Source organism: Dactylosporangium sp. NPDC051541, assembly GCF_044454505.1.
Taxonomy (GTDB): Bacteria; Actinomycetota; Actinomycetes; order Mycobacteriales; family Micromonosporaceae; genus Dactylosporangium.
Map to the genome: position 1 here is coordinate 948,929 of NZ_JBITDU010000001.1, position 25,438 is coordinate 974,366.

The 25,438-nt window shown below is 73.6% G+C and carries 14 protein-coding genes; all 14 read left to right on the plus strand.

All coding sequences use genetic code 11. From position 1 onward, the window contains the following. Positions 1-9: 9 nt before the first annotated feature. The 14 genes from ACIA8L_RS04380 (at position 10) to ACIA8L_RS04445 (ending at position 25,372) form a co-directional block, all read left to right on the plus strand. Complete coding sequence (locus ACIA8L_RS04380) at positions 10-7,485, plus strand: amino acid adenylation domain-containing protein (RefSeq protein ID WP_395900271.1); 7,476 nt, start codon at positions 10-12, stop codon at positions 7,483-7,485. Further along, positions 7,482-12,695, plus strand: coding sequence for an amino acid adenylation domain-containing protein (locus ACIA8L_RS04385; RefSeq protein WP_395900273.1), 5,214 nt, complete (start codon positions 7,482-7,484; stop codon positions 12,693-12,695). The genes ACIA8L_RS04380 and ACIA8L_RS04385 overlap by 4 nt, the downstream gene beginning before the upstream one ends. Beyond that, positions 12,688-12,867, plus strand: coding sequence for an MbtH family protein (locus tag ACIA8L_RS04390; protein ID WP_395900275.1), 180 nt, complete (start codon positions 12,688-12,690; stop codon positions 12,865-12,867). Before ACIA8L_RS04385 ends, ACIA8L_RS04390 begins: the two co-directional genes overlap by 8 nt. Continuing rightward, a complete protein-coding gene (locus tag ACIA8L_RS04395) occupies positions 12,864-13,160 on the plus strand; it encodes a phosphopantetheine-binding protein (RefSeq protein WP_395900277.1) in 297 nt (98 codons plus the stop codon). Before ACIA8L_RS04390 ends, ACIA8L_RS04395 begins: the two co-directional genes overlap by 4 nt. A 1-nt stretch (position 13,161) precedes the next feature. Then, a complete protein-coding gene (locus ACIA8L_RS04400; protein WP_395900278.1) occupies positions 13,162-14,217 on the plus strand; it encodes a glycosyltransferase family 4 protein in 1,056 nt (351 codons plus the stop codon). Then, a complete protein-coding gene (locus tag ACIA8L_RS04405) occupies positions 14,214-15,077 on the plus strand; it encodes a thiamine pyrophosphate-dependent dehydrogenase E1 component subunit alpha (RefSeq protein WP_395900280.1) in 864 nt (287 codons plus the stop codon). Before ACIA8L_RS04400 ends, ACIA8L_RS04405 begins: the two co-directional genes overlap by 4 nt. After that, positions 15,074-16,018, plus strand: a complete 945-nt coding sequence (locus ACIA8L_RS04410) for an alpha-ketoacid dehydrogenase subunit beta (RefSeq protein WP_395900282.1) — start codon at positions 15,074-15,076, stop codon at positions 16,016-16,018. Before ACIA8L_RS04405 ends, ACIA8L_RS04410 begins: the two co-directional genes overlap by 4 nt. Next, positions 16,015-17,085, plus strand: a complete 1,071-nt coding sequence (locus tag ACIA8L_RS04415; RefSeq protein WP_395900284.1) for a 2-oxo acid dehydrogenase subunit E2 — start codon at positions 16,015-16,017, stop codon at positions 17,083-17,085. The genes ACIA8L_RS04410 and ACIA8L_RS04415 overlap by 4 nt, the downstream gene beginning before the upstream one ends. Positions 17,086-17,094: 9 nt before the next feature. Continuing rightward, positions 17,095-18,144, plus strand: a complete 1,050-nt coding sequence (locus ACIA8L_RS04420) for a zinc-binding dehydrogenase (protein WP_395900286.1) — start codon at positions 17,095-17,097, stop codon at positions 18,142-18,144. Positions 18,145-18,305: 161 nt separating this feature from the next. Next, the gene (locus ACIA8L_RS04425) at positions 18,306-18,713 is read left to right on the plus strand and encodes a hypothetical protein (protein ID WP_395900288.1); all 408 of its coding nucleotides are present in this window, start codon (positions 18,306-18,308) and stop codon (positions 18,711-18,713) included. Then, positions 18,710-19,714: a phosphate ABC transporter permease subunit PstC gene (gene pstC / locus ACIA8L_RS04430; RefSeq protein ID WP_395900290.1), complete on the plus strand. Its 1,005-nt coding sequence runs from the start codon at positions 18,710-18,712 to the stop codon at positions 19,712-19,714. Before ACIA8L_RS04425 ends, pstC begins: the two co-directional genes overlap by 4 nt. 32 nt (positions 19,715-19,746) lie before the next feature. After that, complete coding sequence (gene pstA, locus ACIA8L_RS04435) at positions 19,747-20,961, plus strand: phosphate ABC transporter permease PstA (RefSeq protein WP_395900291.1); 1,215 nt, start codon at positions 19,747-19,749, stop codon at positions 20,959-20,961. A gap of 38 nt (positions 20,962-20,999) precedes the next feature. Next, positions 21,000-22,703: a phosphate ABC transporter substrate-binding protein PstS gene (locus ACIA8L_RS04440; protein WP_395900293.1), complete on the plus strand. Its 1,704-nt coding sequence runs from the start codon at positions 21,000-21,002 to the stop codon at positions 22,701-22,703. Then, complete coding sequence (locus tag ACIA8L_RS04445) at positions 22,700-25,372, plus strand: hypothetical protein (protein ID WP_395900295.1); 2,673 nt, start codon at positions 22,700-22,702, stop codon at positions 25,370-25,372. The genes ACIA8L_RS04440 and ACIA8L_RS04445 overlap by 4 nt, the downstream gene beginning before the upstream one ends. Positions 25,373-25,438: the final 66 nt, after the last annotated feature.

The window sequence follows — 25,438 nt, forward strand, 5'->3', positions numbered from 1 at the left end:
AAACGATTGATGGTCACGCCCGCTTTAGCGAGCCTCGATCCGGACCGGCGGGCCGCGCTGGCCCGGCTGGTTGCCGCGAAGCAAGCCGGTCAAAGCCGCCCCGACCCGATCGCCGCCCGGCCGCGGCCCCTGGACGGGCCGGTCCCGTGCTCGCCGGCCCAGCGGCGGATCTGGGTGGCCGACCGGCTCGGCGCCGCCCCGCCGGCCACATTCGGCCTGCGGCTGTGCGGCCGCCTCGACGTGGCCGCCCTGCGCCGCGCGTTCGTCGCCGTCGCGGCCCGCCACGAGGTCATGCGCACGGTCTACGAACTGGTCGGGGACCGGCCCGGGCAGAAGATCCTCGACCGCACCGAGGTCCGCTTCGACGTGCGCGAAGGCGACCCGCACACCATCGCCGCCGAGGCCGTGCGCGAGCGGTTCGACCTGGCCACCGGGCCCATCTTCCGGGTCACGCTGATCGCGACCGGGCCCGACGAGCACGTACTGCTCTTCGTCGGACACCACATCGCGTTCGACGAGCAGTCGGTCGGCACGGTGCGGCGCGAGGTCGCGCGGGCGTACGCGGGGGAGGACCTCGGTGCGCCGCCCGCCCTGCAGTACGCCGACTACGCCGCCTGGTCCGCCGGCCGCGCCGTGCCCGAGGCCCGGAGCCGCTACTGGCGCGACCGCCTGGCCGGGCTCGGCGACACCCGCCTGCCCTTCGCCCGCGAGCACGCCCCGGGCGCGCCGACGCAGGCCCTGCGCCTCGCCCTCGCCCCGGGCACGCTGCGGAAGGGGACCACGCCGTTCGTCGCGCTGCTCTCCGCGCTGTCGTGCGCCGTCTCGCGGTACACCCGGGAAAGCGACGTCTGTATCGGCACCGTCTTCTCCGGCCGTCCGCGGCCCGAGCTGGAGCCGGTCGTCGGCTGCTTCCTCAACCCGGTCGCCCTGCGCACCGACCTCGCCGGGGCCCGTGACCTGGCCGAGGTGGCGCGCCGGGTCCGCCGTACCGTCGCCGGTGCGCTCGCCAACGAGGCGCCGTTCGAGGCCGTCCGCTCCGGGCCGCCGCTGTTCCGGGTGGCGCTGCACCTGCACCAGCCACCCGGCGGGGCCGAGGCGTGGCCGGGGCTGCGGGCCGAGGTCTGGCACCACGACGTGCCCGGGATCGAGCCCGACCTCGTCGTCGAGGCCACCCCGCACCCGGACGGAGGCGCCGACCTGGCGTTCCGGTACTCGGCCCTGGAGCCCGGCGCGCTGGAGCCCTTCGCCGAGCACGTTCGATCCCTGGCCGAGGGCCGTCCCCGCGCGCGGCCGCGCGTCACGTACTGGCGCCCGGACGCGCGCACCGTCCTCGACCTGATCGACGCGCAGGCCGCCCGCACCCCCGACGCCGTCGCGCTGGAGAGCGCCGACGGCCGGACCCGCACCTACGCCGAGCTGATGGCCAATGTGGACCGGCGCGCTTCCGGGCAAGCCGGCGGCCTCGTCCCGATCGCCCTGCGCCGCACGCCGGAGCTGGTCGAGGAGGTGCTGGCGGTCTGGCGGGCCGGCGCGGCCTACGTGCCCGTCGACCCAGACTACCCGCCGGCCCGGCAGGAGTTGATCCGCGCGGACGCGCGCGACGGCGACCCGGGCGCGGGCGTGGCGTACGTGCTGCACACCTCCGGCTCGACCGGCCGGCCCAAGGGCGTCGTCGTCGAACACCACGCGCTCACCAACTTCGTGCTCGACATGGCGGCGCGGCTGGAGTCCCGGCCCGGCCACCGCTGGCTCGCCGTCACCTCGCTGAACTTCGACATCGCCGGCCTCGAGCTGTTCGTGCCGCTGGTCACCGGCGGGCGGATCGTCCTCGCCGACGAGGAGGCCCAGCGCGACGGCCACCGCCTCGACGCGCTCATCGCCCGGGCCGGGGTCACGCACGTGCAGACCACGCCCTCGCGCTGGCGGCTGCTGCTGGCCGCGGGCTTCGACCGGCCCGACGTCACGGCGCTGGTCGGCGGTGAGGCGCTCCCGCTGGATCTCGCGCGGGAGCTGCGGGCGAAGAGCCGATCGACGCTCAACGTGTACGGACCGACCGAGACGACGATCTGGTCCGCGGCCTGGACGGTGCCGCCGGAGCCCGACGAGGTGCCGATCGGCGGGCCCATCGGGTACACCCACATCCGCATCTGCGACGAGGACGGCCACGAGCTCCCGCCCGGTGCCGTCGGCGAGCTGTGCATCGGCGGGCTCGGCGTGGCCCGGGGCTACCTCGGCCGCCCGGCCCTGACCGCCGACCGGTTCCGGCCCGACCCGTGGGGCGCGCCCGGCCGCCGGCTCTACCGCACCGGCGACCTCGCCCGCTGGGGCGGCGACGGCCAGCTGCGCTTCCTGGGCCGGGCCGACAACCAGGTCAAGCTGGCCGGCCACCGCATCGAGCTCGGCGAGATCGAGGCCCACCTGGCCGCGCTCCCGGGCGTGCGCCAGGCCGCGGTCGCGGTGCGCGGCGACCGCCTCGTCGCCTACCTCGTCGGCGCACCCGAGCGCAACGACCTCGCCGAGAAGCTCCCCGGCTACATGATTCCCCGGGTGTACTGCCGGCTCGACGCACTGCCCCTGACGCCGAACGGGAAGCTCGACCGGGCCGCGCTCCCCGACCCCGAGCCGGTCACCGGCACCGGGGTCGCGCCGCGGACCGCGACCGAGCGCCTGGTCGCCGAGGTCTGGTCGGCCGCCCTGCAACGCCGGGACATCGGCGTCGACGACGACTTCTTCGCTCTCGGCGGGCACTCCCTGCCCGCGATGACGGTCGCCGCCCGGCTCTCCGTCGCCTGCGGCTACGAGGTCGCGGTCCGGACGATCTTCGCCAACCCGACCGTGGCCGCGCTCGCCGCCGCCGTCGACGAGCTCGTCAACGCGCCCGACCGGACCCGTGACGTGCCGGTCGTGCCCCGCCCCGACCCGGCCGCGCCGGCCCCGCTGTCCCCGGCCCAGCTGCGGCTGTGGTTCCTGCAGGTCCTGGAGCCCGAGGACGCCGCGTACAACATGACGCTGGTCTACCGGCTCCGCGGCCCCCTCGACCCGCGACGGCTCCAGGCCGCGCTGGAGGTCGTCGTCGAGCGCCACGACACCCTGCGCACCCGCTTCTACGAGGCCGACGGCGAGCCCCGCCAGATCGTCACCGGCAACCGCCCGGTGCTGGAGCGCGGCACCCTCGCCGACGTGCCCCGGTGGACCAACCGCCCGTTCGACCTCACCTCGGGCATGCTCCTGCGGGCCGGACTGGTCGAGACGGGCACCGGCGAGCACGTTCTCGGCCTGGTCATGCACCACATCGCCGGCGACGGCCGCTCCCTCGGCATCTTCACCGAGGAGCTGCACGCGGCCTATGCCGGAAGAGCACTGCCAGAGCTGCTCGTCGGGTACTGCGACTTCGCCGAATGGCAGCGCGCGCGGGGCGACGAGCGGGACCTGGCCTACTGGACCCGGCGCCTGCGGGGGGTGCCCCACCTCGACCTCCCGACCGACCGTCCCCGCCCGGCCGTGCAGACCTCGCGGGGCGCGTTCGCCCGCCGCCGCCTCAGCGCGTCCCTGATGGAAGCCCTGGACCGGGTCGGCAGCGCACACGGCTGCACCCCGTTCATGGTCCTGCTCGCCGGCTACCAGGCGCTGCTGGCCCGGCACACCGGCCAGACCGACATCAGCGTCGGCACCTCCGTCTCCGACCGGGCCCGGCCGGAGCTGAGCGGCCTCATCGGCATGTTCGTCAACACGCTCGTGCTGCGGACCGACCTGTCCGGCGACCCGACGTTCGCGGAGCTGCTCGGGCGGGTCCGCGAGGTCGCCCTCGGCGCCTACGCGCACCCGGAGATCCCGTTCGAGCGGCTGGCGGCCGAGCTCGACCTGCCCCGTGACCCGTCCCGGACCGAGCTGTTCCAGACGATGCTCATCCTGCACACCGAGGAGGGGGCGGGCACCGAGCTGCTGCCGGGGATCGAGGCCGCCTACGCCGAGGACGGGCTGGCGCAGGCCAAGTTCGACCTGATGCTCGACGCCTGGCGGGAGCCGGACGGGGTTCAGCTCTCGCTCAACTACCGCACCGACCTGTTCTCCGCGGCCACCGCCTCGCTGTTGCTGACCCGGTTGGAGCGTCTGCTGGCGGCCGCCGCCGCGCACCCCGCGCGTCGCCTGTCCACTGTGGACCTGCTGGGGGCCGAGGAGCGGAAAACATTGCTGGAGCTCGGTTCTGGCCCTTTGGGCGCGGCGCCGGACGTGGTAACTTTGGTGGCAACTCGGAAGCCGGCCGCAATCGCAATCTCCTGCGGCGACGGACACCTTTCTTACGGCGACCTCAACGATCGGGCCGCGCGCCAAGCCGGTTGGCTGCGCGCGCAGGGTGTGCACCCCGACGATCGCGTCGCCGTGCTCATGCCCCGCTCCATCGACCTCATCGTCACCCTGCTCGCGGTCCTCAAGGCCGGCGCCGCATACGTGCCGATCGACCCGCGCTACCCGCAAGCCCGCCGGGAGCTGCTGGCCGAAGGCTGCGCGCTGACCGTGACCGCCGTCGAGCTGGGCGAACCCTACGAGTCCACCGTGGACCCCAACGAACTCGCCTACGTCATCTACACCTCCGGGTCGACGGGGACGCCGAAAGGTGTCGGCATCACACGGCACGCGTTGAGCTCACGCGTCGCCTGGATGCGGCATCGATACTCCCTGAGCGCCGACGACACCGTCGCCCAATTCGCCACCGTCAGCTTCGACACGCACATCGAGGAGGTATGGCCGACCCTCAGCGCAGGCGCGCGGCTGGTCCTGCTGCCGCCCGACGAAGACCTGCCCGAGCTGCTGGCCCGTGAACCGATCACCGTCCTCGACCTGCCCACGCCCTACTGGCACGAGCTCGTCGGCACCGTGCGCTGGCCCGAGTCGCTGCGCCTGCTCATCCTGGGCGCCGACACGGTGCGGGCCGACAAGCTCGCCGCCTGGCACGCGGACCTGGGGGACCGGGTCGAGCTGCTGAACACCTACGGGCCGACGGAGACGACGGTCATCGCCACCACCGGGGCCCTCGGACCCGACGAGACCTCCATCGGGACGCCCATCGCGGGGACCCGGGTGTACATCGTCGACGAGCGGCTGCGGCTCACCCCGGCGGGCGTGCCCGGGGAGCTGTGCATCGCCGGCGACGGGGTGGCCCGGGGATACCTGGGCGCGGCCGGCCGGACCGCCGAACGGTTCTGCCCCGACCCGTACGGGCCGCCGGGGACGCGGCTCTACCGGAGCGGCGACCGGGCCCGGTGGCGGGGCGACGGGCGGCTCGAGTTCCTCGGGCGGCTCGACGACCAGGTGAAGATCCGGGGCTATCGGGTCGAACCCGGTGAGGTCGAGACCGTGCTCGGGGGGCTGCCCGGGGTGCGGCAGGCGGCGGTCGTGGTCCGCGACGGGACGCTGGCCGGCTACGCGGCCGGCGACGGGCTCGACCCCGGCGCGCTGCGGGCCGGGCTGGCCGAGCGGCTGCCGGCGTTCCTCGTGCCGACGCACCTCATGGTGATCGAGCGCATTCCGCTGACCGGGAACGGGAAGGTCGACCGGGAGGCGCTGCCGGCTCCCGTCGCGGCCGGGGGCGGGTACGTCGCGCCCCGGACGCCCGGCGAGGACCTGGTCGCCCAGATCTGGGCGTCGGTGCTCGGCGTCGAACGGGTCGGGGCCCATGACGACTTCTTCGCCCTCGGGGGACACTCGCTGCTGGCCATCGCGGCGGTCGCCCGGCTCTGTGCCGCGACCGGAAGAGACGTGCCGGTCCGGGCGCTCTTCCTCGCGCCCACCGTTGCCGGGCTGGCGGCGGAGCTGGACAGGTATCGGGCGGAAGAGCCCGTCCGGCGGCTCGGGCAGCGGCGCGGCAACCTGTCCTACGGACAGCAGCGGCTCTGGTTCCTGCACCAGCTCGACCCCTCCGACGCCTCCTACAACATCGCGGTCGCCTACCGGCTGGTCGGGGCGATCGACACCGGCCGGCTCGAGGCGGCCCTCAACACCGTCGTCGCCCGGCACGAGGCCCTGCGGACGCGGTTCCTCGGCGGCGACGACGGGCCCGTCGCCGAAGTCACCGAGCAGCGGGTCGTCCTGCGGCTCGGCGACGACATCGAGCGCTGGACCAACGTGCCCTTCGACCTCGAAGCCGGGCTCCTGCTGCGGGCCGGGATCGTCCCCGACCCCGACCGGTCCGACGAGCACGTCCTCTGCCTGGTCGTGCACCACATCGCGGCCGACGGGCGGTCCCTCGGCGTCCTCGTGCGGGAACTGCGCGCCGCCTACGCCGGCGAGCGCCTCGAACCGCTGCCCGTCCAGTACGGCGACTTCGCCGGCTGGGAGCGCACCCGGCCCGGCAGCGACTCCCTCGAATACTGGCGCGGGCAGCTCACCGGCGTCCCCGTCCTCGACCTGCCCACCGACCACCCCCGCCCCGAGATGGCCGCGTCCACCGGCGACTTCGTCGTCCACGACCTGCCCGCCAGCCTCGCCACCGGCGTCCGCCGGCTCGCCGCCGAAGCCCGGTGCACGCCGTTCATGGTCCTGCTGTCCGTCTACGAGGTGCTCCTCGCCCGGCTCACCGGGCAGGACGACTTCTGCGTCGGCACCCCGATCGAGAACCGGCCCCGCGTCGAGGTCGCCGACCTCATCGGGTTCTTCGTCAACACCCTGGCGCTGCGGGCCGACCTCGCCGGCGACCCCACGTTCCGGGAACTGCTGGGCCGCACCCGGGACACCGCGCTCGCCGCCTACGCGCACCAGGACGTGCCCTTCGACCGGCTCCTCGCCGCCGTCGACGTGCCCCGCCGGCTCGACCGCACCCCGCTGTTCCAGACCATGTTCACCCTGCACACCGAGGAGGCGGCCGGCACCGACGTCCTGCCCGGCGTCGCCGCGACCTTCCACGACCCGCGGGTCCGCCAGGTCAAGTACGAGCTGAGCCTCGACCTGTGGCGGACCGCCGACGGGCTGCGGATCGTCCTGGGCTACCGCACCGACCTCCTCGACCGCGCCACCGCCGAGGCCCTCACCCACCGGTTCGAGGCCCTCGCCACCGCCCTGCTCTCCAACCGGGACAGCCCCCTGTCGGCCGTCGACGCGGGCGGGGACGCGGCCGAGCGGGCGGCGCTGCTCCGGTCCGTCCGGGCGCCCCGAGCGGTGGCGTCGAAAGCGGCCGAGACCGCGTACGTCCCGCCCCGCGACGCCGCCGAGGAGCTCGTCGCCGAGGTCTGGTGCGAGGTGCTCGGCCGCGACCGGGTCGGCGTCCACGACGACTTCTTCAGCATCGGCGGGCACTCACTGCTGGCGATGAAGGTCGTCGGGCGGCTGCGGGCGGCCACCGGCACCGCGGTCCCGCTGCGGACCATGTTCAGCCACCCGGTCCTCGCCGACCTGGCCGTGGCGGTCGAGGAGCTCATCGTGGCCGACCTCGACGCGCTCAGCGACGACGAGGTGGCGGCCCTGCTGGCGACCGACGGGGAGGCCTCATGACCACGGTATCGGCCGACCGCCGGGCGCTGCTCGAACGGCGGCTCAAGGGCCGCGCGGCCACCACGATCCCGGCCCACGACGGGCCGCCGCCGCTGTCGTTCGCCCAGGAGCGCTTCTGGTTCCTGGAGCAGCTCGCACCCGGCAACACCGCGGCCGTCATCCCGATCGTCCTGCGCCTGCGCGGCGAGCTCGACCCGGACCGGCTGGCCGCCGCGATCAGCGGCGTGGTGGCCCGGCACGAGCCGCTGCACAGCCGCTTCGTGGACGCGGGCGACGGGAGGCCGGAGCTCCGCATCGACCCACCCGCTCCGGTGCCACTGCCGGACCTCCCGCGCGAGGACCTCGAAACCTTCCTGGCCCAGCCGTTCGACCTGGCCACCGCCCCGATGCTGCGGGCCGCCCTGGTCCGCGCCGCGGCGGACGAGCACCTGCTCGCCATCGCGGTGCACCACATCGCGGCCGACGGGTGGTCGATGGACCGGTTCGCGGCCGAGCTGGCCACCCTCTACGCCGGTGCGACCCCGCCCGCGCTGCCGGTCCGCTACCGCGACTTCGCCGCCTGGCAGCGGGCCGACACCGGCCTCGCCGGCAGCGTCGAATACTGGCGGGCCACCCTCGCCGGGGTCGAGCCGCTGGACCTGCCCACCGACCACCCGCGCCCGGCCCGGCAGACGTTCAGCGGGGCCGAGCACAGCTTCGCCGTCGGGCTGCGCGACGAGCTGCATGCCCTCGCCCGCGACCACGGCGTCACGCTGCACATGGTGCTGCTGGCCGCGTTCCAGGCGGTGCTGGGCCGGCTGACCGGGCAGACCGACTTCGCCGTCGGCTCGCCGGTGGCCGGCCGGCAGCAGCCCGAGCTGGAGCAGCTCATCGGCATGTTCGTCAACACGGTGCCGGTGCGCGCGCCGCTCGCCGGGGACCCGAGCTTCGCCGAGCTCCTCCAGCGCGTGAAGGACGTCTGCCTGGACGGGTACCACCACCAGGATCTGCCCTTCGAACAGCTGGTCCAGGAACTCAACGTCCCGCGGGACGTGCGGCGCTCGCCGGTGTTCCAGACCCTCTTCGCGCTGCAGAACTACGACCAGCCCGCGGTCCCGCAGTGGGCCGGGCTCACGCTGGAGCAGTGGCCCGCGCCGGTCTCCGCGACCCGGTTCGAGCTGGAGTTGTACTGCCGGGAGGCCCCCGAGGAGCTGTGGGCGACGGTCGTCTACAACACGGACCTGTTCGCGCCCGACACCGCGGTCCGCTTCGCCGGGCACTTCCGCCGCTTCCTCGCCGCCGTCGTCGCCGACCCGCACCGGCGACTGTCCGACGTGGACCTGCTCGACCCGGCCGAGCGGGCCCTGGTCCTGCCGCCACCCGAGCCGGTCGAGCTGCCGGCGGCCACGGTCCCGGCGCTGATCGCGGCCCGGATGGCGGCCCAGCCCGACGCCGTCGCGGTCACCTTCGAGGGCCGGCACCTGACCTACGGGGAGCTCGACGAGCGCTCGGCCCGCCTGGCCGCCCGCATCCCGCGCGGGAGCCTCGTCGCGGTCCGCGCCGAGCGGTCCCTCGACCTCGTCGTGGCCCTGTTCGCGATCCTGCGGGCCGGGGCCGCCTACGTGCCGCTCGACCCCGAGTATCCGGCCGAACGCCTCGAATTCATGCGGGCCGACTGCGGCGCGCGGCCCCTCGAGGACCTGACCGAGGCCGAGGCCGGCGACGGGTTCACGGACCCGGGCCTCGACGACGTCGCCTACGTCATCTACACGTCCGGCTCGACCGGGCGGCCCAAGGGCGTCCCCAACACCCACCGCGCCCTGCTCAACCGGCTCGACTGGATGCGGCGCCGGTTCGCCCTCGGCCCCGGCGACGCCGTGCTGCAGAAGACCCCGGCCGGCTTCGACGTGTCCGTCTGGGAGTTCTTCTGGCCGCTGCTGGCCGGGGCCCGGCTGGTCCTCGCCGCGCCGGGCGGGCACCGCGACGCCGAGTATCTGCGCGACCTCATCCGGGCCGAGCAGATCACCACCCTGCACTTCGTCCCGTCGATGCTGGCCGTGTTCCTGGCCACCGACGACGTGGCCGCGTGCACGTCGGTGCGCACCATCGTCTGCAGCGGCGAGGCGCTCCCGGCCGACCTCGCCCGCCGCTGCCTGGCCACCCTCCCGGCCGAGCTGCACAACCTCTACGGCCCGACCGAGGCCGCGATCGACGTGTCGGCCTGGCACTGCGACGGCGACGCCCTGGCCGGCCTGGCCCGGGTGCCGATCGGCGCCCCGATCCAGAACGTCGCCCTCTACGTCCTCGACGAGCGCCTCCGGCCCGCGCCCGTCGGCGTCCCCGGGCAGCTGTTCATCGCCGGGGTCGCCCTCGCCCGCGGGTACCACGGCCGCCCGGCCCTGACCGCCGACAAGTTCCGCCCCGACCCCTACGGCCCGCCCGGGGCCCGCATGTACGCCACCGGCGACCTCGCCCGCCGCCGCCCCGACGGCACCATCGACTTCCTCGGCCGCCTCGACACCCAGGTCAAGCTGCGCGGCCTGCGCATCGAACTCGGCGAGATCGAGGCCGCCGTCCGGGCCGCGCCGGCGGTCGAGGACGCGGCCGTGGTCGTGCTCGACGACCGCCTGGTCGCCTACGTGGCCGGCCCCGAGCAGGACCTGCGGGCATTGCTGAAGCGGACCCTGCCCGACTACATGGTGCCGTCGGCGTTCGTGCACCTCGACGCGCTGCCGCTCACCCCGAACGGCAAGCTCGACCGCCGGGCCCTGCCCGCACCGACCGTGACCCGCCGCGCCGACGTCGAGTTCGTCGAGCCGGCCACCGACGCCGAGCGGCTGGTCGCGGGCGTGTGGCAGGAGCTGCTGGGCGTCGAGCGGGTCGGGGCCGAGGACGACTTCTTCGACCTCGGCGGCCACTCGCTGGTCGCCACCCAGGTCGTGGCCCGGCTGCGCAAGCACGGGTCAGGGGTGTCGGTGCTGGACGTGTTCCAGTACAAGACCGTCCGGGAGCTGGCCCGGCTGCTGTCGCCGGACGCCGACCGGGGCCCGCGGAAGCTGCTCTACGAGCTGACGTCCACGAAGACCCGCACCGCGTCGATCGTCGCGGTGCCCTACGGCGGCGGCAGCGCGGTCGTCTACCAGCCCCTCGCCGACGCCCTGCCCAAGGACTGGTCGCTGTACGCGGTCGCCATCCCCGGCCAGGACATCGGCGTCCGCGAGGCGGCGCTGCCGTTCGAGGAGCTGGCGAGCAGGCTCACCGCCGAGGTCCTGGAGCGGGTCGAGGGCCCGCTCATCGTCTACGGCCACTGCGGCGTCGGCTCATCCGTCGCCGTCGAGCTGGCCCGGCGCCTGGAAGCGGCCGGCCGGACCGTCGACGCCGTCTACATCGGGGCCGTGTTCCCGTTCGCCCGCCCCACCGGCCGGTTCAGCGGGCTGCTGGCGAAGCTGGCCGGGCGCGAGGCGCTGCTGTCCAACCGGGTCTACGAGAACTGGCTGCGCTCGATGGGCGTGGAGATGGCCGAGTTCGACAAGGACGAGGCCGACCTCATCATCCGCAACATGCGCGAGCACACGCGGCTGGCCGAGGAGTACTTCACCGGCCTGTTCGCCTCGCACGTCACGCCGATCCGGGCGCCGATCGTCTCCGTCGTCGGCAGCCAGGACACCCAGACCGAGTTCTACGGCGAGCGCTATCGGGAATGGCACTTCCTGACGGGCCAAACCGCTTTGGTGGTACTCGACGAGGCCGGGCACTTCTTCCTGAAGTACCGCGCGGACGAGCTGGCCCACATCGTCACCGAGGTCCACCGCTCCGACGAGCGGCAGCGCGACCCCGACGGCGGCTGGGAGGTCGCCGCCCGGTCCTCGACGATCGAGCGGATCGACGGGCCGGAGCCGTCGCTCGGCCGGTTCATGGCGGTCGCGGCCGGGCAGCTGGTGTCCATCATCGGCTCGGCGCTGACCGAGTTCGCCCTCCCGCTCTGGATCTACCTGCAGACCGGCTCCCTGGTGCGCTTCGCCGTGTTCGCGGTCCTCGGCCTCGTCCCCGGCATGCTCGTCGCCCCGTTCGCCGGGGCCGTCGTCGACCGCTTCGACCGCCGCAAAGTGATGCTGGCCGGCGACGTCGGGGCCGGGGCCAGCCAGGCCGTCCTGCTCGCCCTCGCCCTGACCGGCACGCTGCGGGTCGGCCACGTCTACGGCCTGCTCGTCGTGCTGTCCGTGGCGCTCACGTTCCAGCGGCTGGCGTTCTCGTCGGCGGTGCCGCAGCTCGTGCCCAAGCGCTACCTCGGCCACGCCAACGGCATGGTCCAGCTCAGCTTCGGGGCCGGGCAGTTCCTCGTCCCGCTCGTCGCGGCCGGGCTCATGGCCACCGTCGGACTGCGCGGCGTGCTCGCGTTCGACGTCGTCAGCTACGTGGCCGCGGTCGGGGTCACCCTGGCCGTCAAGTTTCCGAAGACCCTGGCCTGGGTCCGCCGGGAGACGTTCTGGCAGGAGGTCGTCGGCGGGTGGCGCTACGCCCTCGGCGCCGGCAGCCTCCGCCCCGTCCTGCTCTTCTTCGCCGTCCTCAACCTGTTCATGACCCCGCTGTTCCTGCTGCTGTCGCCGCTCGTGCTGTCGTTCGCCGACCTCGAGGCGGTGGCCCGGGTCAGCATGGCCGGCGGGCTCGGCGCGATCGCCGGCGGGCTGCTCATGAGCTTCTGGGGCGGGCCGCGCCGGCACCGGGTCCGCGGGATGCTCCTGGTCGTGCTCGGCCTCGCCGTGTCCAGCGCCCTGCCCGGGCTGCGGCCGAGCGAGCTGCTGGTCGGCGCGGGCGCGCTCGGCATGTCGCTCGGGCTGACCCTGGCCAACGGCGTCTACACGACGATCGTCCAGGTGAAGGTGCCGCAGCGCTTCCACGGCCGGGTCTTCGCGGTCAACACCGTCATCGCCTTCTCGACCATCCCGATCGGCTACGCGGTCGTGGCCCCGCTCGGCCGCCACCTCCTCGACCCGCTGCTCGCCCCCGGCGGCGCCCTCGCCGGCAGCGTCGGCGCGCTCATCGGCACCGGCCCCGGCCGCGGCACCGCGCTGCTGTTCCTGCTGCTGGCGGCCGTGATGGTGGTCCAGGTGCTGGTGTCGCTGCGGCTGCCGAGCCTGGCCCGCTTCGACGAGCGGGTCCCCGACGCGGCCCCCGACGACCTGATCGGTGCCCAGGTCCGCCAGCAACGGAAGGAGCAGAGCCATGGATGAATACGTCGTCGTGCTCAACGACGAGGAGCAGTACTCGATCTGGCCCGCCGACGACGAGGTGCCCGCCGGGTGGCGGGCCGAGGGCAAGCGCGGGCCGAAGCAGGAGTGCCTGGACCACATCGACGCGGTCTGGACCGACATGCGACCGGCGAGCTTACGGGGGCGGGGATGACACCGGACGAGACCGCCGTCGCGCGGATCTGGACCGACCTCGGGCTGCGGCCCGCGGCGGCCGGCGACGACTTCTTCGACCTGGGCGGCGAGTCGCTCGTGCTGGTCGGCTTCCTGGCCCGGGTCCAGGCCGAGATGGGCCTGGAGCTGCCCGTCGACGAGCTGTTCGAGGAGGACCTCACGGTCGCCGCCGCGGCCCGGGCGATCGAGCGGACCCGCCTCGCCGCGGCCGTGGCCGAGCTCGACGCGATGACCGACGCCGAGGTGGCCGCGCTGCTGAGCCGGGCTGAGTGACATGCGCGTCCTGCTCGCGCAGAACATGCCGTACCGGCCCGGCCACGGCGGGGCCACCAAGTCCAACCGGCTGCTGCTGGAGGAGCTGGCCGCCCGCGGGCACCGCTGCGTCGCCGTGACCCGCGGCGAGGCCGGCGTGCACACGGTCGCCGGGGTCGAGGTGTTCGCGGCCGCCGGCCCGCGGCTGCCGAAGCTGGTACGGGAGGTCATCGCGGCCGAAGAACCGGACCGGGTGCTCGTGCCGTCGGACGACCCGGGGTTGATGGTGCTCGGGTCGGCGCTGCGGGCGGCGCCGGAGCGGGTGGTGTACCTGGTGCACACCCTCCAGCAGCTGCCGTTCGGGCCGCGCACGTTCTACCCGAGCCAGTCCGGCCGCCGCCTGGTCGCGCGGGCGCGGGGCATCGTGTCGGTGAGCCGGGCCGCGCACGACTACGTTCTGGAGCACGGCGGCCTGGAGTCGACCGTGCTCTACCCGCACGTCTACGGCCCGCCGCCATTTCCGGATCTCTCCGATCCGTCGGGACCGGTGACGATGGTCAACCCGTGCGGCTTCAAGGGACTGCCGATCCTGCTCGGGCTGGCCGACGCCCGCCCGGACCTGCGATTCCGGGCTGTGCCGACATGGGGCGGAATCGATCCCGAACTCGCGACCCGGCCCAACATCGAGATCGTCGCGGCCGCGCCCGACATCGCCGACGTGCTGCGCGGGAGCCGGGCACTGCTGATGCCGTCGCTGTGGGACGAGACGTTCGGGTACACCGCCGTGGAGGCGATGCTGCACGGTATTCCGGTCCTCGCCGCGGATGTCGGCGGGCTGCGGGAGGCCATGCTCGGCGTGCCGCATCTGCTGCCGGTCAACCCGATCACGCACTATGAACCGCAGCGCGCGGGGGAGGCGTATCCGCGACCGGCAGTACCACCGCAGAATCTTGTGCCTTGGCTTGAGGCCCTTGACGGCATTGATGTGGCGCTGTCCGCTCAGAGTCGTGCGGCCGCCAGCGCTTTCGTGGCCGGGCTGGACGCCGGGGCGCTCGAGCAGTACCTGGTGAACCTGTGAGCACGGATCTGCGGACGCTGCTGCTGATCCGGCACTTCGAGCGCGCCCTGCTGGAGCTGTTCGCGCAGGGGCTGCTGCACGGGACGACGCACACCTGCCTCGGGCAGGAGGCGGTGCCGGTCGCGCTGCTGCCGCTGCTCGACCCGGACGACTTCGTGTTCAGCAACCACCGCGGCCACGGGCACTACCTGGCCCGCTTCGACGACCCGGCCGGCCTGCTCGCCGAGATCATGGGGCGGGACGGGGCCGTGTGCAACGGTGTCGGCGGGAGTCAGCACCTGCGGCGGGGCCGCTACCTGTCGACCGGCGTGCAGGGCGAGAGCCTGCCCCTCGCCGCCGGTGCCGCACTGCACCTGACCCGGTCGGAGCCGGGCCGGCTGGCGTGCGCGTTCATCGGCGACGGCACCTGGGGCGAGGGCGCCGTCTACGAGGCGCTGAACCTCGCCGCGCTGTGGCGCCTGCCGCTGCTCGTCGCCGTCGAGCACAACGGCATCGCCCAGAGCACCCCGTCCGCGCGGGCGATGGCCGGCACGATCGCCGCCCGGGCGGCCGCGTTCGGCGTCGCCCACCTGGCCGTCCCCGACCTCGGCGACGACGTGGCCGCGGTGCGGGCGATGCTCGAGGAGCCGCTCAAGCACGTCCGCGACGGCGCCGGCCCGCTGGTCGTCGAGTTCGCCACGCACCGCCTCGGCCCGCACAGCAAGGGCGACGACACCCGTCCCGCGCCCGCGGTCGCCGCGCTGCCGGACTGGTACCCCCGCCACCAGGGCTCTGTTCTCGACATCGAGCAGCGGGACCGGATCGCGGCCGTCGTCGCCGACGTCACCGCCCGCCCACCGTCCACCTGGGACGCCCGATGACCCGGGTGGCCGACGCGCTGAACGCCGCCCTCGGCGCGCTGCTGGCCGACGACCCGGCGCTGTACCTGCTCGGCGAGGACATCACCGACCCCTACGGCGGGGCCTTCAAGGTGACCCGCGGCCTCTCCACCCGCTTCCCGGACCGGGTGCTGGGGACCCCGATCAGCGAGGCCGCGATCGTCGGCGTCGCCAACGGCCTCGCCCTCGCCGGCGACAAGGCGATCGTCGAGATCATGTTCGCCGACTTCGCGCTCCTCGCCTTCGACCAGATCGTCAACGTGGCCGCCAAGTCGACCGCGATGTTCGGCCGCCCGGTGCCGATGCCGCTGATCGTGCGCTGCCCGACCGGCGGCAACCGCGGCTACGGCCCCACGCACAGCCAGAGCCCGCAGAAGCACTTCCTCGGCGTGCCCGGCCTCGACGTCAACGAGCTCAGCCCGTTCCACGAGCCGCTGCCGCTGCTCCGGTCGATCCTGGCCACCGGCCGACCGGCGATCCTGTTCGAGGACAAGGTGTTGTACAGCCGGTCGATGGGCCTCCCCGCGCTGTTCACCTTCGACCAGGACCGCGACGTCGTCCTCATCGACGGTGTCCCGCCCGACGACTACCTCATCGTCGCGCCCGGCGGCCTCGCGCACCGCGCCCTAGACGCCATGCAGACGCTGCTGATGCGGCACGAGCTGGGCGGCGCGCTGCACGTGCCGACCCGCCTCTACCCCTGGGACCCGGAGCCCGTCCGGCGCCACCCGGCCCGGCGGATCCTGGTCGTCGAGGACGGCCCGCCCGGCGCCTCCTGGGCCACCGAGGTCGCCTACCAGCTGCGCGACTGCGGCCGCCCGGTGCGGACCTTGCACGCCGCCGACACGGTGGTCCCGACCGCGGCCCACCTGGAGCGGTCGGTGCTCGTCCAGTCCTCGACGATCGTGGGTGCTCTGACGTGACCGACATTCGCGTGCCGAAGCTGAACAACAACGACGCCGAGTACACGCTGCTCGAGTGGATCGCCGCGCCCGGTGCCTTCGTCGCGGCCGGGGATCCCGTCGCGACGGTGGAGACGTCGAAGGCGGCCGAGGAGCTGCCCAGTGTCGGCGAGGGCTACCTGCGCCAGCTCATCGCCGCCGGCGGCGCCTGCGCTCCCGGCACGGTGATCGGGCGACTCGAGGCGGCCGCGGCCGGGCCCGCCGCGCCCGCGCCCACACAGGCCACGCCCGCCGCGCCCGCGCCCACGCAGGCCGCGCTTGCGGCGCCCACCACCCCGCCCGACATTTCGGAAATGTCGGATATCGTGATCACGGAGCCGGCGCTGCGGGTCATGGCCGAGCGCGGGATCTCCCGCGAGGAGGTGCGGGCGCTGGGGCTCAAGGTGGTCCGGGCGGCCGACCTGGACGGGCCGGCCACCGACGAGCGGCTGCCCGCGGTCCAGCGGGCCGTGGCCGCCGTGGTGACCGAGTCCCTCGCCATACCGCAGGCGTTCGTGGCCGTGCGTGTTGCCGTGGACGTCGGCAAGGCCCGGGCCCTTTCCCGCGAGTACCGCCGGATGATCGGTCTTCCCGAGCTGACCATCGCGGCGATCGGCGCGGTCGCGGCCGAGCACCCGCACTGCTTCGCCGCGTTCGTCCCGCCGGACCGGGTGCGCCGCCACGCCGCGATCGACATCGGCGTCACCGTCGACGTCGGCCGGGGCCTGCACGTGCCGGTCGTCCGCGACGTGCCCGCGCTGTCCGTGGCCGACGTCGCGGCCCGCCTGATGGAGTTGCGCACCACCGCCCTGCGCGGCTCCTTCCGCCCGGCCGACCTCGCCGCCCCGGCCATCCTGCTCGCCCTGCACACCGACCCGGACGTGACCGCGGCCGTGCCCCTGGTCCGGCCCGGCACGACCTGCGCCGTCTCGCTCACCGGGCGGGTCGACGGGCACGTCCGGCTCGGTTTGGCGTACGACCACCGGGTCCTCAACGGCCGCGACGCCACCCTGTTCCTGAAGGCGGTCGCGGCGCGCCTGGCGGCATAGTGTCGGTGCATGACTGCTAAGAACAGGGCGATCGTCTACTCCGAGTTCGGCGCGGCCGGGGTGCTGCACGAGGCCGAGCGGGACATCGTGGAGCCGGGCCCCGGCGAGGTCCGCGTCCGCGTCGTCGTGTCCGGGGTCAACCCGACCGACTGGAAGACCCGCACCGGCGCCACCGCCATGGCCCCGGTGGCCGCCGAGGGCCAGGTGCCCAACCAGGACGGTGCGGGCGTCGTCGACGCCGTCGGCGCCGGGGTGACCGGGCTGGCCGTCGGCGACCGGGTGTGGCTGGTCATGGCCGCCTACCAGCGGCCGGGCAGCGGGACGGCGCAGGAGTACACGGTGGTGCCGGCGGACCGGGCGATTCCGCTGCCGGACGGGGTGGGGTTCGAGGCCGGTGCGAGCCTCGGTGTCCCCGCGATGACCGCGCACCGGGCCCTCACCGTGCACGAGGGCGCGCCCGCGCGGCTGGCCCCGGGCGCCTTGGCCGGCCGCAACGTCCTGGTCGCCGGGGGCGCGGGCGCGGTCGGCAACGCCGCCATCCAGCTCGCGGTCTGGGCCGGTGCGACCGTCGCCGCCACCGTCAGCAGCGCGGAGAAGGCCGAGCTGGCCCGCCGGGCCGGGGCCCACCACGTCGTGCACTACCGCGACGCCGACGCCGCCGACCGGCTCCGGGCGGCGCTGCCGGACGGGGTGGACGTGGTCGTCGAGGTGGCGGCCGCGCACAACGCCGAGCTCAACCTGGCCGTGCTGCGCTCCGGCGGGACGATCGCGGTGTATGCCAACGACAGCTCCGGAGGGCCGCTGGACGTGGACGTCCGCCGCCATATGGTGCTCAACGTGCGATACCAGTTCGTCCTGCTCTATACCGTCCCGCGCCCGGCCCTGGCCGAGGGCGCCGCCGCCGTCAACGCCGCGCTGGCCGCGGGCGCGCTGCGCTTCGGCGCCGAGGCGGGTGTGCCGTTCCACGAGTTCGCGCTCGCCGACGCGGCGGCCGCGCACGCCGCGGTCGAGGGCGGCGCGATCGGCAAGGTCCTTATCCGCATAAGCCCGCGCGATTAGGCGGATCCGCGTATCGCCCGATCGGTCATCCATCTCCACGGCGGCCCACGCTTCGTTCGGCGTTCACTGTCTCTCCCTCGGGCCTTGGCTCGGCCTTGCCAGGTTCAGCACTGCGCACCCGTGCTTCGAACGGGAGTGCGGAACGAGGCTGGAGACTGTAGATGCCGCAGGTACGGATCCAGGTCCTGTGCGGACCGGCGGCGGTGCACCCGCACCGTATGGGTCGCTCGACGCCGGCCGGCCGGGGTGACTGGTACGCCTGGCGACTGATCGGCGCGAACAATCACGAGCTGGGGCGCAGCGCGCTCAGCTACTCCAGCTACCGCCAGGCGCTCGACGCGTTCGCGGAGCTGCGGGCGGGCGCCGACCGGCTCGTCCGGCAGCCGGTGCACGACCGGCCCACCGGCCGCTGGGGCTGGCGGCTGGAGCTCGGCGGCGTGCCCGTCGCGGCCAGCGGCCGGTGGTACCAGCGGGACCAGGACAGCCTGCTCGGCGCGGCCAAGTTCGTCGAGCTGTCGGCGGACGCCGAGCCGGCCGAGAGCGTCGTCGCCCTGCAGAGCCGGCGATGAGCGTCGAACTGGGGCCGGTCGCCCGCCAGCAGCGGCGGAAGCTGGTCGCCAACGCCAGCCCCGGCGACAAGGCGTTCCTCGGCCTGGCCCGCGGTGGCGGCAGCCTGGTGCTGGTGCTGATGGTGCTGGTCGGCACGTTCCTGGCCTACCGGGCCTGGGAGGCGCTCCGCGCGGCCGGGTTCTCGTTCGTCACCACCGAGCAGTGGAACCCGGACGGCGGCGGCTTCGGCATCGCCGCGGTCATCGTCGGCACCATCCTCATCGCGCTGGTCGCGATCGCGGTGGCGGTACCGCTGGCCATGGGCACGGCGCTCTACATCTCCGAATACGCCCCGCGCTGGCTCAAGCGCACGATGGTCGCGATGGTCGACCTGATGGCGGCCGTGCCGAGCGTCGTGTTCGGCCTGTGGGGCGCGTTCTTCCTACAGTGGAAGATCATCGACCTGTCCCGGTGGATCGCCGACTGGTTCGGCTGGATCCCGGTCTTCAAGGTCGGCGGCGTCGAGCGGCACGACCCCCTCGCGACCGCGACCGCCTACACCTCCTCGACGTTCATCGCCGGCGTGGTCGTGGCGCTCATGGTCGCGCCGATCGCCTGTTCGGTGATGCGGGAGGCGTTCGGCCTGGCCCCCATGGGCGAGCGCGAGGGGGCGTACGCGCTCGGGGCGACTCGGTGGGGCATGATCCGCAGCGTCGTGCTGCCCTTCGGCCGCGGCGCCGTCGTCGGCGGCACCATGCTCGGCCTGGGCCGCGCGCTCGGCGAGACGATCGCCGTGGTCATGATCATCTCTCCCCGCTTCGAGATCCAGCCGCGGGTCCTCGAGCACGGGACCAGCTCGGTGTCGTCGCTCATCGCGCTGCGGTACGGCGAGTCGAGCCCGTTCGGCATCTCGGCGCTCATGGCCGCCGGCGTGGCCCTGTTCGTGCTGACCCTCCTCGTCAACTTCGCCGCGGCCTGGGTCGTCTCCCGGTCCCGCTCCGGCGCCATGAGCGAGGTGTGACCATGGCCGGTCTGGAGCGAAGCGGAGGCACCGTGACCGTCCTCGAGAAGTCCCCGGTCGCCGCCACCGTCGTGCCGGGCCGGCCGGGCGGCGGCAACGCGCAGACCCGGCGCCGCACCAGCGGCATCCGGCGCACCGACGGGTTCGCGATCCTCGGCGCGCTGTGCGCGGGCGCGGCCACGACCGGCGTGCTGTGGCTGCAGCTCGGCCCGTTCACCGGCCTGCTCGGCTACGTCGTCGTGACCTGGCTGGTGGTCGTCCTGTGCTACTCGGTGCTGGTCTCGCTCGACGAGAACCGCGCCGCGATGCGGGACCGGATCAGCGCGTTCGTCGTGCACTCGCTGGCCGGTGTGCTGATCGCGGCGCTCGTGTTCGTCATCGTCTACACGTTCAGCCGTGGCTGGCGGGCGGTGATCCACCTCAACTTCTACACCGAGGACGTCCGCTCGACCCTGGCCACCGACCCGCTCACCAAGGGCGGCGTGCTCCACGCGATCGCCGGCACGCTCATCGAGCTCGGGATCGCGCTGGGCATCTCGGTGCCGCTGGGGCTGCTCGCGGCGATCTACCTGCACGAGGTGCCGGGCCGCTTCTCCCGGTTCATCCGCACCGTGGTCGAGGCGATGACCGCCCTGCCGGACATCATCGCCGGCCTGTTCATCTACGCGACCCTGATCCTGATCTTCCACTGGGGTCCGTCGGGGTTCTCGGCCGCCTGCGCCCTCGCGGTGACGATCCTGCCGATCATCATCCGGACCTCCGACGTCGTGTTCCGGCTGGTGCCCGGGTCGCTCAAGGAAGCCTCGCTGGCGCTCGGCGCGAGCCGCTGGCGGACCACCTGGAACGTGCTGCTGCCGACCGCCCGCTCGGGCCTGGCCACGGCCGTCATCCTCGGTGCCGCCCGCGCCATCGGCGAGACCGCGCCCGTGCTGCTGACCGCCGGGGCGACCGGCTACATGAACCTCGACCCGTTCCACGGCTCGATGATGTCGCTGCCGCTGCTGGCCTTCACCCAGGTCCAGTCCCCGGAGCCGAACGAGATCGCGCGCGGCTTCGGCACCGCCTCGGTCCTGCTGATCCTGGTGCTCCTGCTGTTCATCGTCGCCCGCACGATCGGCGGCCGCGCGGCCGGCGACCTCAGTGCCCGCGGCCGGCGCCTCCGCGCGGTCGCCTCCGCGCGGGACGTCCGCCGGATGACCCGTACCGAACCGACCCTTGTTCTGCGTGAGGAAGAGGCCGCACGATGACTACTCGCCGGATTCGATGGCGACGCCGGACGGCGGCGATGATCACGGCGCTGTGCGCGGCGTTCGTGAGCCTCGTCCCCGCGAGCCCGGCGCGCGCCGCGGACTACGTGCCGATCTCGGGCGGCGGCTCGACCTGGTCCTACAACGCCTTCCACGCGTGGATCGGCAACATGTCCCAGTACGGCATGCGGGTCGACTACGAGCGCAGCGGCTCCACGACCGGGCGGTCCAAGTTCCGCGACGGCACGCTCGACTGGGCCGCGTCCGACATCCCGTACGGCGTCCTGGACGGCAACAACAAGGACAATCCGCCGGATCGCGGGTACGTCTACATGCCGGACACCGCCGGTGGCACGACGTTCATGTACAACCTGAAGATCGGCAACAAGCGGGTCACGAACCTGCGGCTGTCCGGCGAGAACGTCGCCAAGATCTTCACCGGGGTCATCACGAAGTGGAACGACCCGGCGATCAAGGCCGACAACCCGAGCCTGGCCCTGCCCGGCATCACGATCGTGCCGGTGGTCCGCTCCGACGGGTCCGGGTCCAGCGCCCAGTTCACCCAGTGGATGGTGGACCAGCAGAGCGGCACCTGGTCGGCGTACTGCCAGAAAGTCGGCCGCACCCCCTGCACCCAGACGTCGTCCTACCCGGTCCTCGGCCGGTCGGCGATGATCGGCCAGCCGGGCGACCTCGGCGTCTCCGGCTACGTGAGCCAGGCGGGCGCGGTCGGCGCCATCGGCTACGTCGAGTACTCCTACGCGATCCAGGCCGGCTTCCCGGTCGCGAAGGTGCTCAACAAGGCCGGCTACTACACCGAGCCCACCGCCGGCCACGTCGCCGTGTCGCTGCTCAAGGCGAAGATCAACAACGACAAGAGCGACAAGGCGAAGTACCTGACGCAGGACCTGTCGGGCGTCTACGCAAACACCGACAAGCGGACCTACGTGCTGTCGTCCTACTCGTACATGATCCTGCCGACGACCACCGAATTCGGCTTCAGCACCCAGAAGGGCTTCACCCTCGGCGCCTTCGGCAAGTATCTGCTGTGCCAGGGGCAGAGTCTGGTCAACGCGCTCGGCTACTCGGCGCTGCCGATCAACCTGGTCCAGGCCGGGTTCGGGCAGCTGGCCCTGGTGCCCGGGGCCGAGGTGCCGCCGCCGTCGGACATGAGCACCTGCAACAACCCGACGTTCTCCCCGGACGGCACCAACGTCCTCGCCGCGAACGACCCGTTCCCGCCCGACTGCGACAAGCAGGGCTCGTCGCAGTGCACCACCGGCACCGGTGGCGCCGGCGGCAACAACGGCGGCAACGGCGGCACGAACACCAACGGCGGGACCGGCGGCACCAACACCAACGGCGGCACCGGCGGGACGAACACGAACGGCGGGACCGGCGGGACGAACACCAACGGCGGCACGGGCGGCACCGGCGACGGCGGTACCGGCGGCACGGGCGACGGCGGCACCGCGGCGACCCCGACGTGCGACCCCGACACCGGTGTGTGCGAGGGCGGCACCGGTGGCGGCAACGGCGGCACCGGCGGCGGCAACGGCGCACCGGGCCAGGTCGACGCGGCGGCCGTCGAGACCTCGCCCGCCCTGGGCAACGGCATGGAGGTCGCGCTCATGGTGGTCGCGGCGGCCCTGCTGCTCGGCCTCGGGCTGATCCCGCCGCTGACGGCGCAGTACGGCGCCAACCGGCGGGCCCGGCGCGACGGGACCGGGGGCCCGCGATGAGCCGCGTCTTCGTGGCGATCGGCCCGGCGGTCCGGCGGCGGGTCGCGAGCGGTGTGGCCGCCGCCCTCGCCGGCCTCGGGCTGGTCGCGCTCGGGCCGGTCGAGCCGGCCCGGGCCGACACCGTCGACCAGATCACCGGCAACGGCATCACCGACTCCGCGGTCACCGTCCGCTGGGACAAGGGCCTGCTCGGCACCGACAACACGACGGTCGTCAAGGCGCGGGACCCCGACAGCCCGTACGCCTTCATGCACGACGACTTCAAGAACCTCGCGGTGACCGTCGGGCAGACCAAGAACCTGGTCCACCAGGCGGTCAAGGTCATGTGGACGGGCGGGAAGCAGACCCGCGGCGGCTTCCAGGCCAACTACCTGCAGCTGATGGAGTGCTGGGGCGACGACGCGGCCGGGCCGGACCCGGAGCACTGCCAGTTCGGCAGCGAGGGCCTGCGCCAGAGCGACCAGGGCGGCCTCTACACCTCGGGCCGCGGCGGTAGCGTCTGCGCGAGCCACACGCCGAGCACCACGAACCCGCCGGCCCTGGCCGACGGCACCACCGCCTCCGTCGGCTGCGACCCGGCTGAGGACCCGGCCGCCCCCGGCTACGCCCACCACGACCCGCGGACCTCCACCAACGTCTACTCGGTGCCGTTCACCCCGGTCGGTACGACGGACAAGATCTACAACCCGGCGCTGTACCCGTTCAAGGCCGGCAACACCAACGAGGTCCAGCTGGCCAACACCCGGGCCGACGGGACCGGCGACCTGTACTTCAACACGTTCACCAAGCGCGAGTCGCCGGTCCTCGGCTGCGGCGCGATCCTGGACAACGGCAAGCCGCGGGACTGCTGGCTGGTCATCGTGCCGCGCGGGGAGTACGAGCCCAACGGCTGGAAGCTGCAGGGCGACGGACCGGCCGTCACGATGCAGGAGTCGCCGCTCGGTGCCGCGACGTGGGCCCAGCGCATCCAGGTCCGCCTCGGCTACAGCCCGGTCGAGCCGAACTGCCCGATCGGGTCCGCCCGGGAGCGCCAGACGCAGGGCACGGAGCTCGTCTCCCACGCGGTGTTCTCGTGGCAGCTGTCGCTGAACGCGGCGGCGAACTGCAAGAAGCTCTACGGCTACGCCACCACGCCGGAGGCCTCCAACAGTGCCGAGCTGTCGAACTCGTTCTCCGAGACGGGCCTGGCCTTCACCAACGTGGTCGTCGGCAGCGAGGCGGTCCGCGCCGGCTCCGACCCGCCCGCCCTGCCGCCGATCGTCTACATGCCGGTCGCCGTGTCGGCGGTGACGTTCGGCTTCAACGTGAACCTCAGCAACGGCTACGTCAGCACGCCGGTCAAGCTGACGCCCCGGCTGCTGGCCAAGGCTCTGACCCAGTCGTACAAGACCGACCTGACCGAGTACACGAACAGCTCCCCGCCGCCCGACTGGGCCAGGCTGAACCCGTCCTTCCTCGTGACCGACCCGGAGTTCACCAAGCTCAATCCCGGTCTCGGCGACCGGTCGGGCAGCAACCTCACGTCGCCCCTGCTGACGGCCGAGCACTCCGGCGTCATCGACCAGATCTGGCGCTGGATCCGGGCCGACCAGTCGGCCCGGGACTGGCTCGGCGGCCGGCCCGACGAGTACGGCATGGTCGTCAACCCCCTGTACAAGGCGCTCGATCTGGGCATCAAGGCGATGGACTCGTTCCCGCGCCCCAACGCCTGCTTCGTCACCGGCCCGGGCGAGCCGGACACCGGCCGCTGCACGCTGGACCTGCTGCCCTACATGGAGAACTACGACGAGGGTGCGGGCCGTACCCGCGCGGCCAACAGCCCGCACGGAGCCGACTGGGACCCCAACGCGAAGTCGCCGTCCGGCGGGGCCGGCTGGTGGGTCGTCGCGCACCCCGTCCAGCTGCCGGGTCAGACGTTCATGTGGGGCGCCATGGACACGGCCAGCGTCGCCAACTACGGCCTCGTCCCGGCCGAGCTGTGCAAGGCCGACGGCACCGGCTGCGTGTCGCCGACGTCGGCGTCGGTCACCACCGCCGTCAACCACGCCAAGCCGGACACGTTCAAGCTGCCGCAGGTCGACGCCACCGACCCCGGGGCCGGCGGCTACCCGTTGAGCACGATCACCTACGCGGCGGTCCGGCTGAACCTGGACAAGGAGGCCCGGGCCGACTACGCCGCGTTCGTCAAGTTCGCGGTCAACGAGGGCCAGCAGCCGGGCGTCGACCCCGGCCGGCTGCCGCACGGATACCTCCCGCTGCCCGACACCTGGCGCCGGATCGCCATGGCCGGCGCCGCACTGCTGCTGCTGGACGACCCCCTCGCGACGCCCACGCCGAGCCGGACGAGCGACGGGACGATCACGGGTGGCGGCACCAACAACGGCGGGTCCGTGAATACCGGCAGCAACGGCAACTCCGGCAACAACGGCGGAGCCGGCTCCAACTCCAGCACCGTGCCCAATACCGGGGCCCGGCCGGTGGCGTCATCGTCGTCGGCTCCGCCGTTCGCCCTCACGTCGGTCAGCCCGGTCCCGGCGGCGCAGACCACGCCACCCCTGGCGATCGGCGTGGTCCGGTGGGCGCTGGTGGTCGTGCTCGTCGCCGGTGCGGGCGGCGCGGTCGGCGGACCGCTGCTCCGGCTCGTCCTCAGCCGCCGCCCCGAGTCGTAACGAGCAGGCCTCGATCAGCGGACAAATCTCTATAAATCGTTAACCGTCCCTTAAGTCCGGCGTACC

Coding starts and splice junctions, on each gene's coding strand:
- ACIA8L_RS04380 (WP_395900271.1), top strand. CDS start 10: ATGGTCACGCCCGCTTTAGCGAGCCTCGATCCGGACCGGCGGGCCGCG.
- ACIA8L_RS04385 (WP_395900273.1), top strand. CDS start 7,482: ATGACCACGGTATCGGCCGACCGCCGGGCGCTGCTCGAACGGCGGCTC.
- ACIA8L_RS04390 (WP_395900275.1), top strand. CDS start 12,688: ATGGATGAATACGTCGTCGTGCTCAACGACGAGGAGCAGTACTCGATC.
- ACIA8L_RS04395 (WP_395900277.1), top strand. CDS start 12,864: ATGACACCGGACGAGACCGCCGTCGCGCGGATCTGGACCGACCTCGGG.
- ACIA8L_RS04400 (WP_395900278.1), top strand. CDS start 13,162: ATGCGCGTCCTGCTCGCGCAGAACATGCCGTACCGGCCCGGCCACGGC.
- ACIA8L_RS04410 (WP_395900282.1), top strand. CDS start 15,074: ATGACCCGGGTGGCCGACGCGCTGAACGCCGCCCTCGGCGCGCTGCTG.
- ACIA8L_RS04420 (WP_395900286.1), top strand. CDS start 17,095: ATGACTGCTAAGAACAGGGCGATCGTCTACTCCGAGTTCGGCGCGGCC.
- ACIA8L_RS04425 (WP_395900288.1), top strand. CDS start 18,306: ATGCCGCAGGTACGGATCCAGGTCCTGTGCGGACCGGCGGCGGTGCAC.
- pstC (WP_395900290.1), top strand. CDS start 18,710: ATGAGCGTCGAACTGGGGCCGGTCGCCCGCCAGCAGCGGCGGAAGCTG.
- ACIA8L_RS04440 (WP_395900293.1), top strand. CDS start 21,000: ATGATCACGGCGCTGTGCGCGGCGTTCGTGAGCCTCGTCCCCGCGAGC.
- ACIA8L_RS04445 (WP_395900295.1), top strand. CDS start 22,700: ATGAGCCGCGTCTTCGTGGCGATCGGCCCGGCGGTCCGGCGGCGGGTC.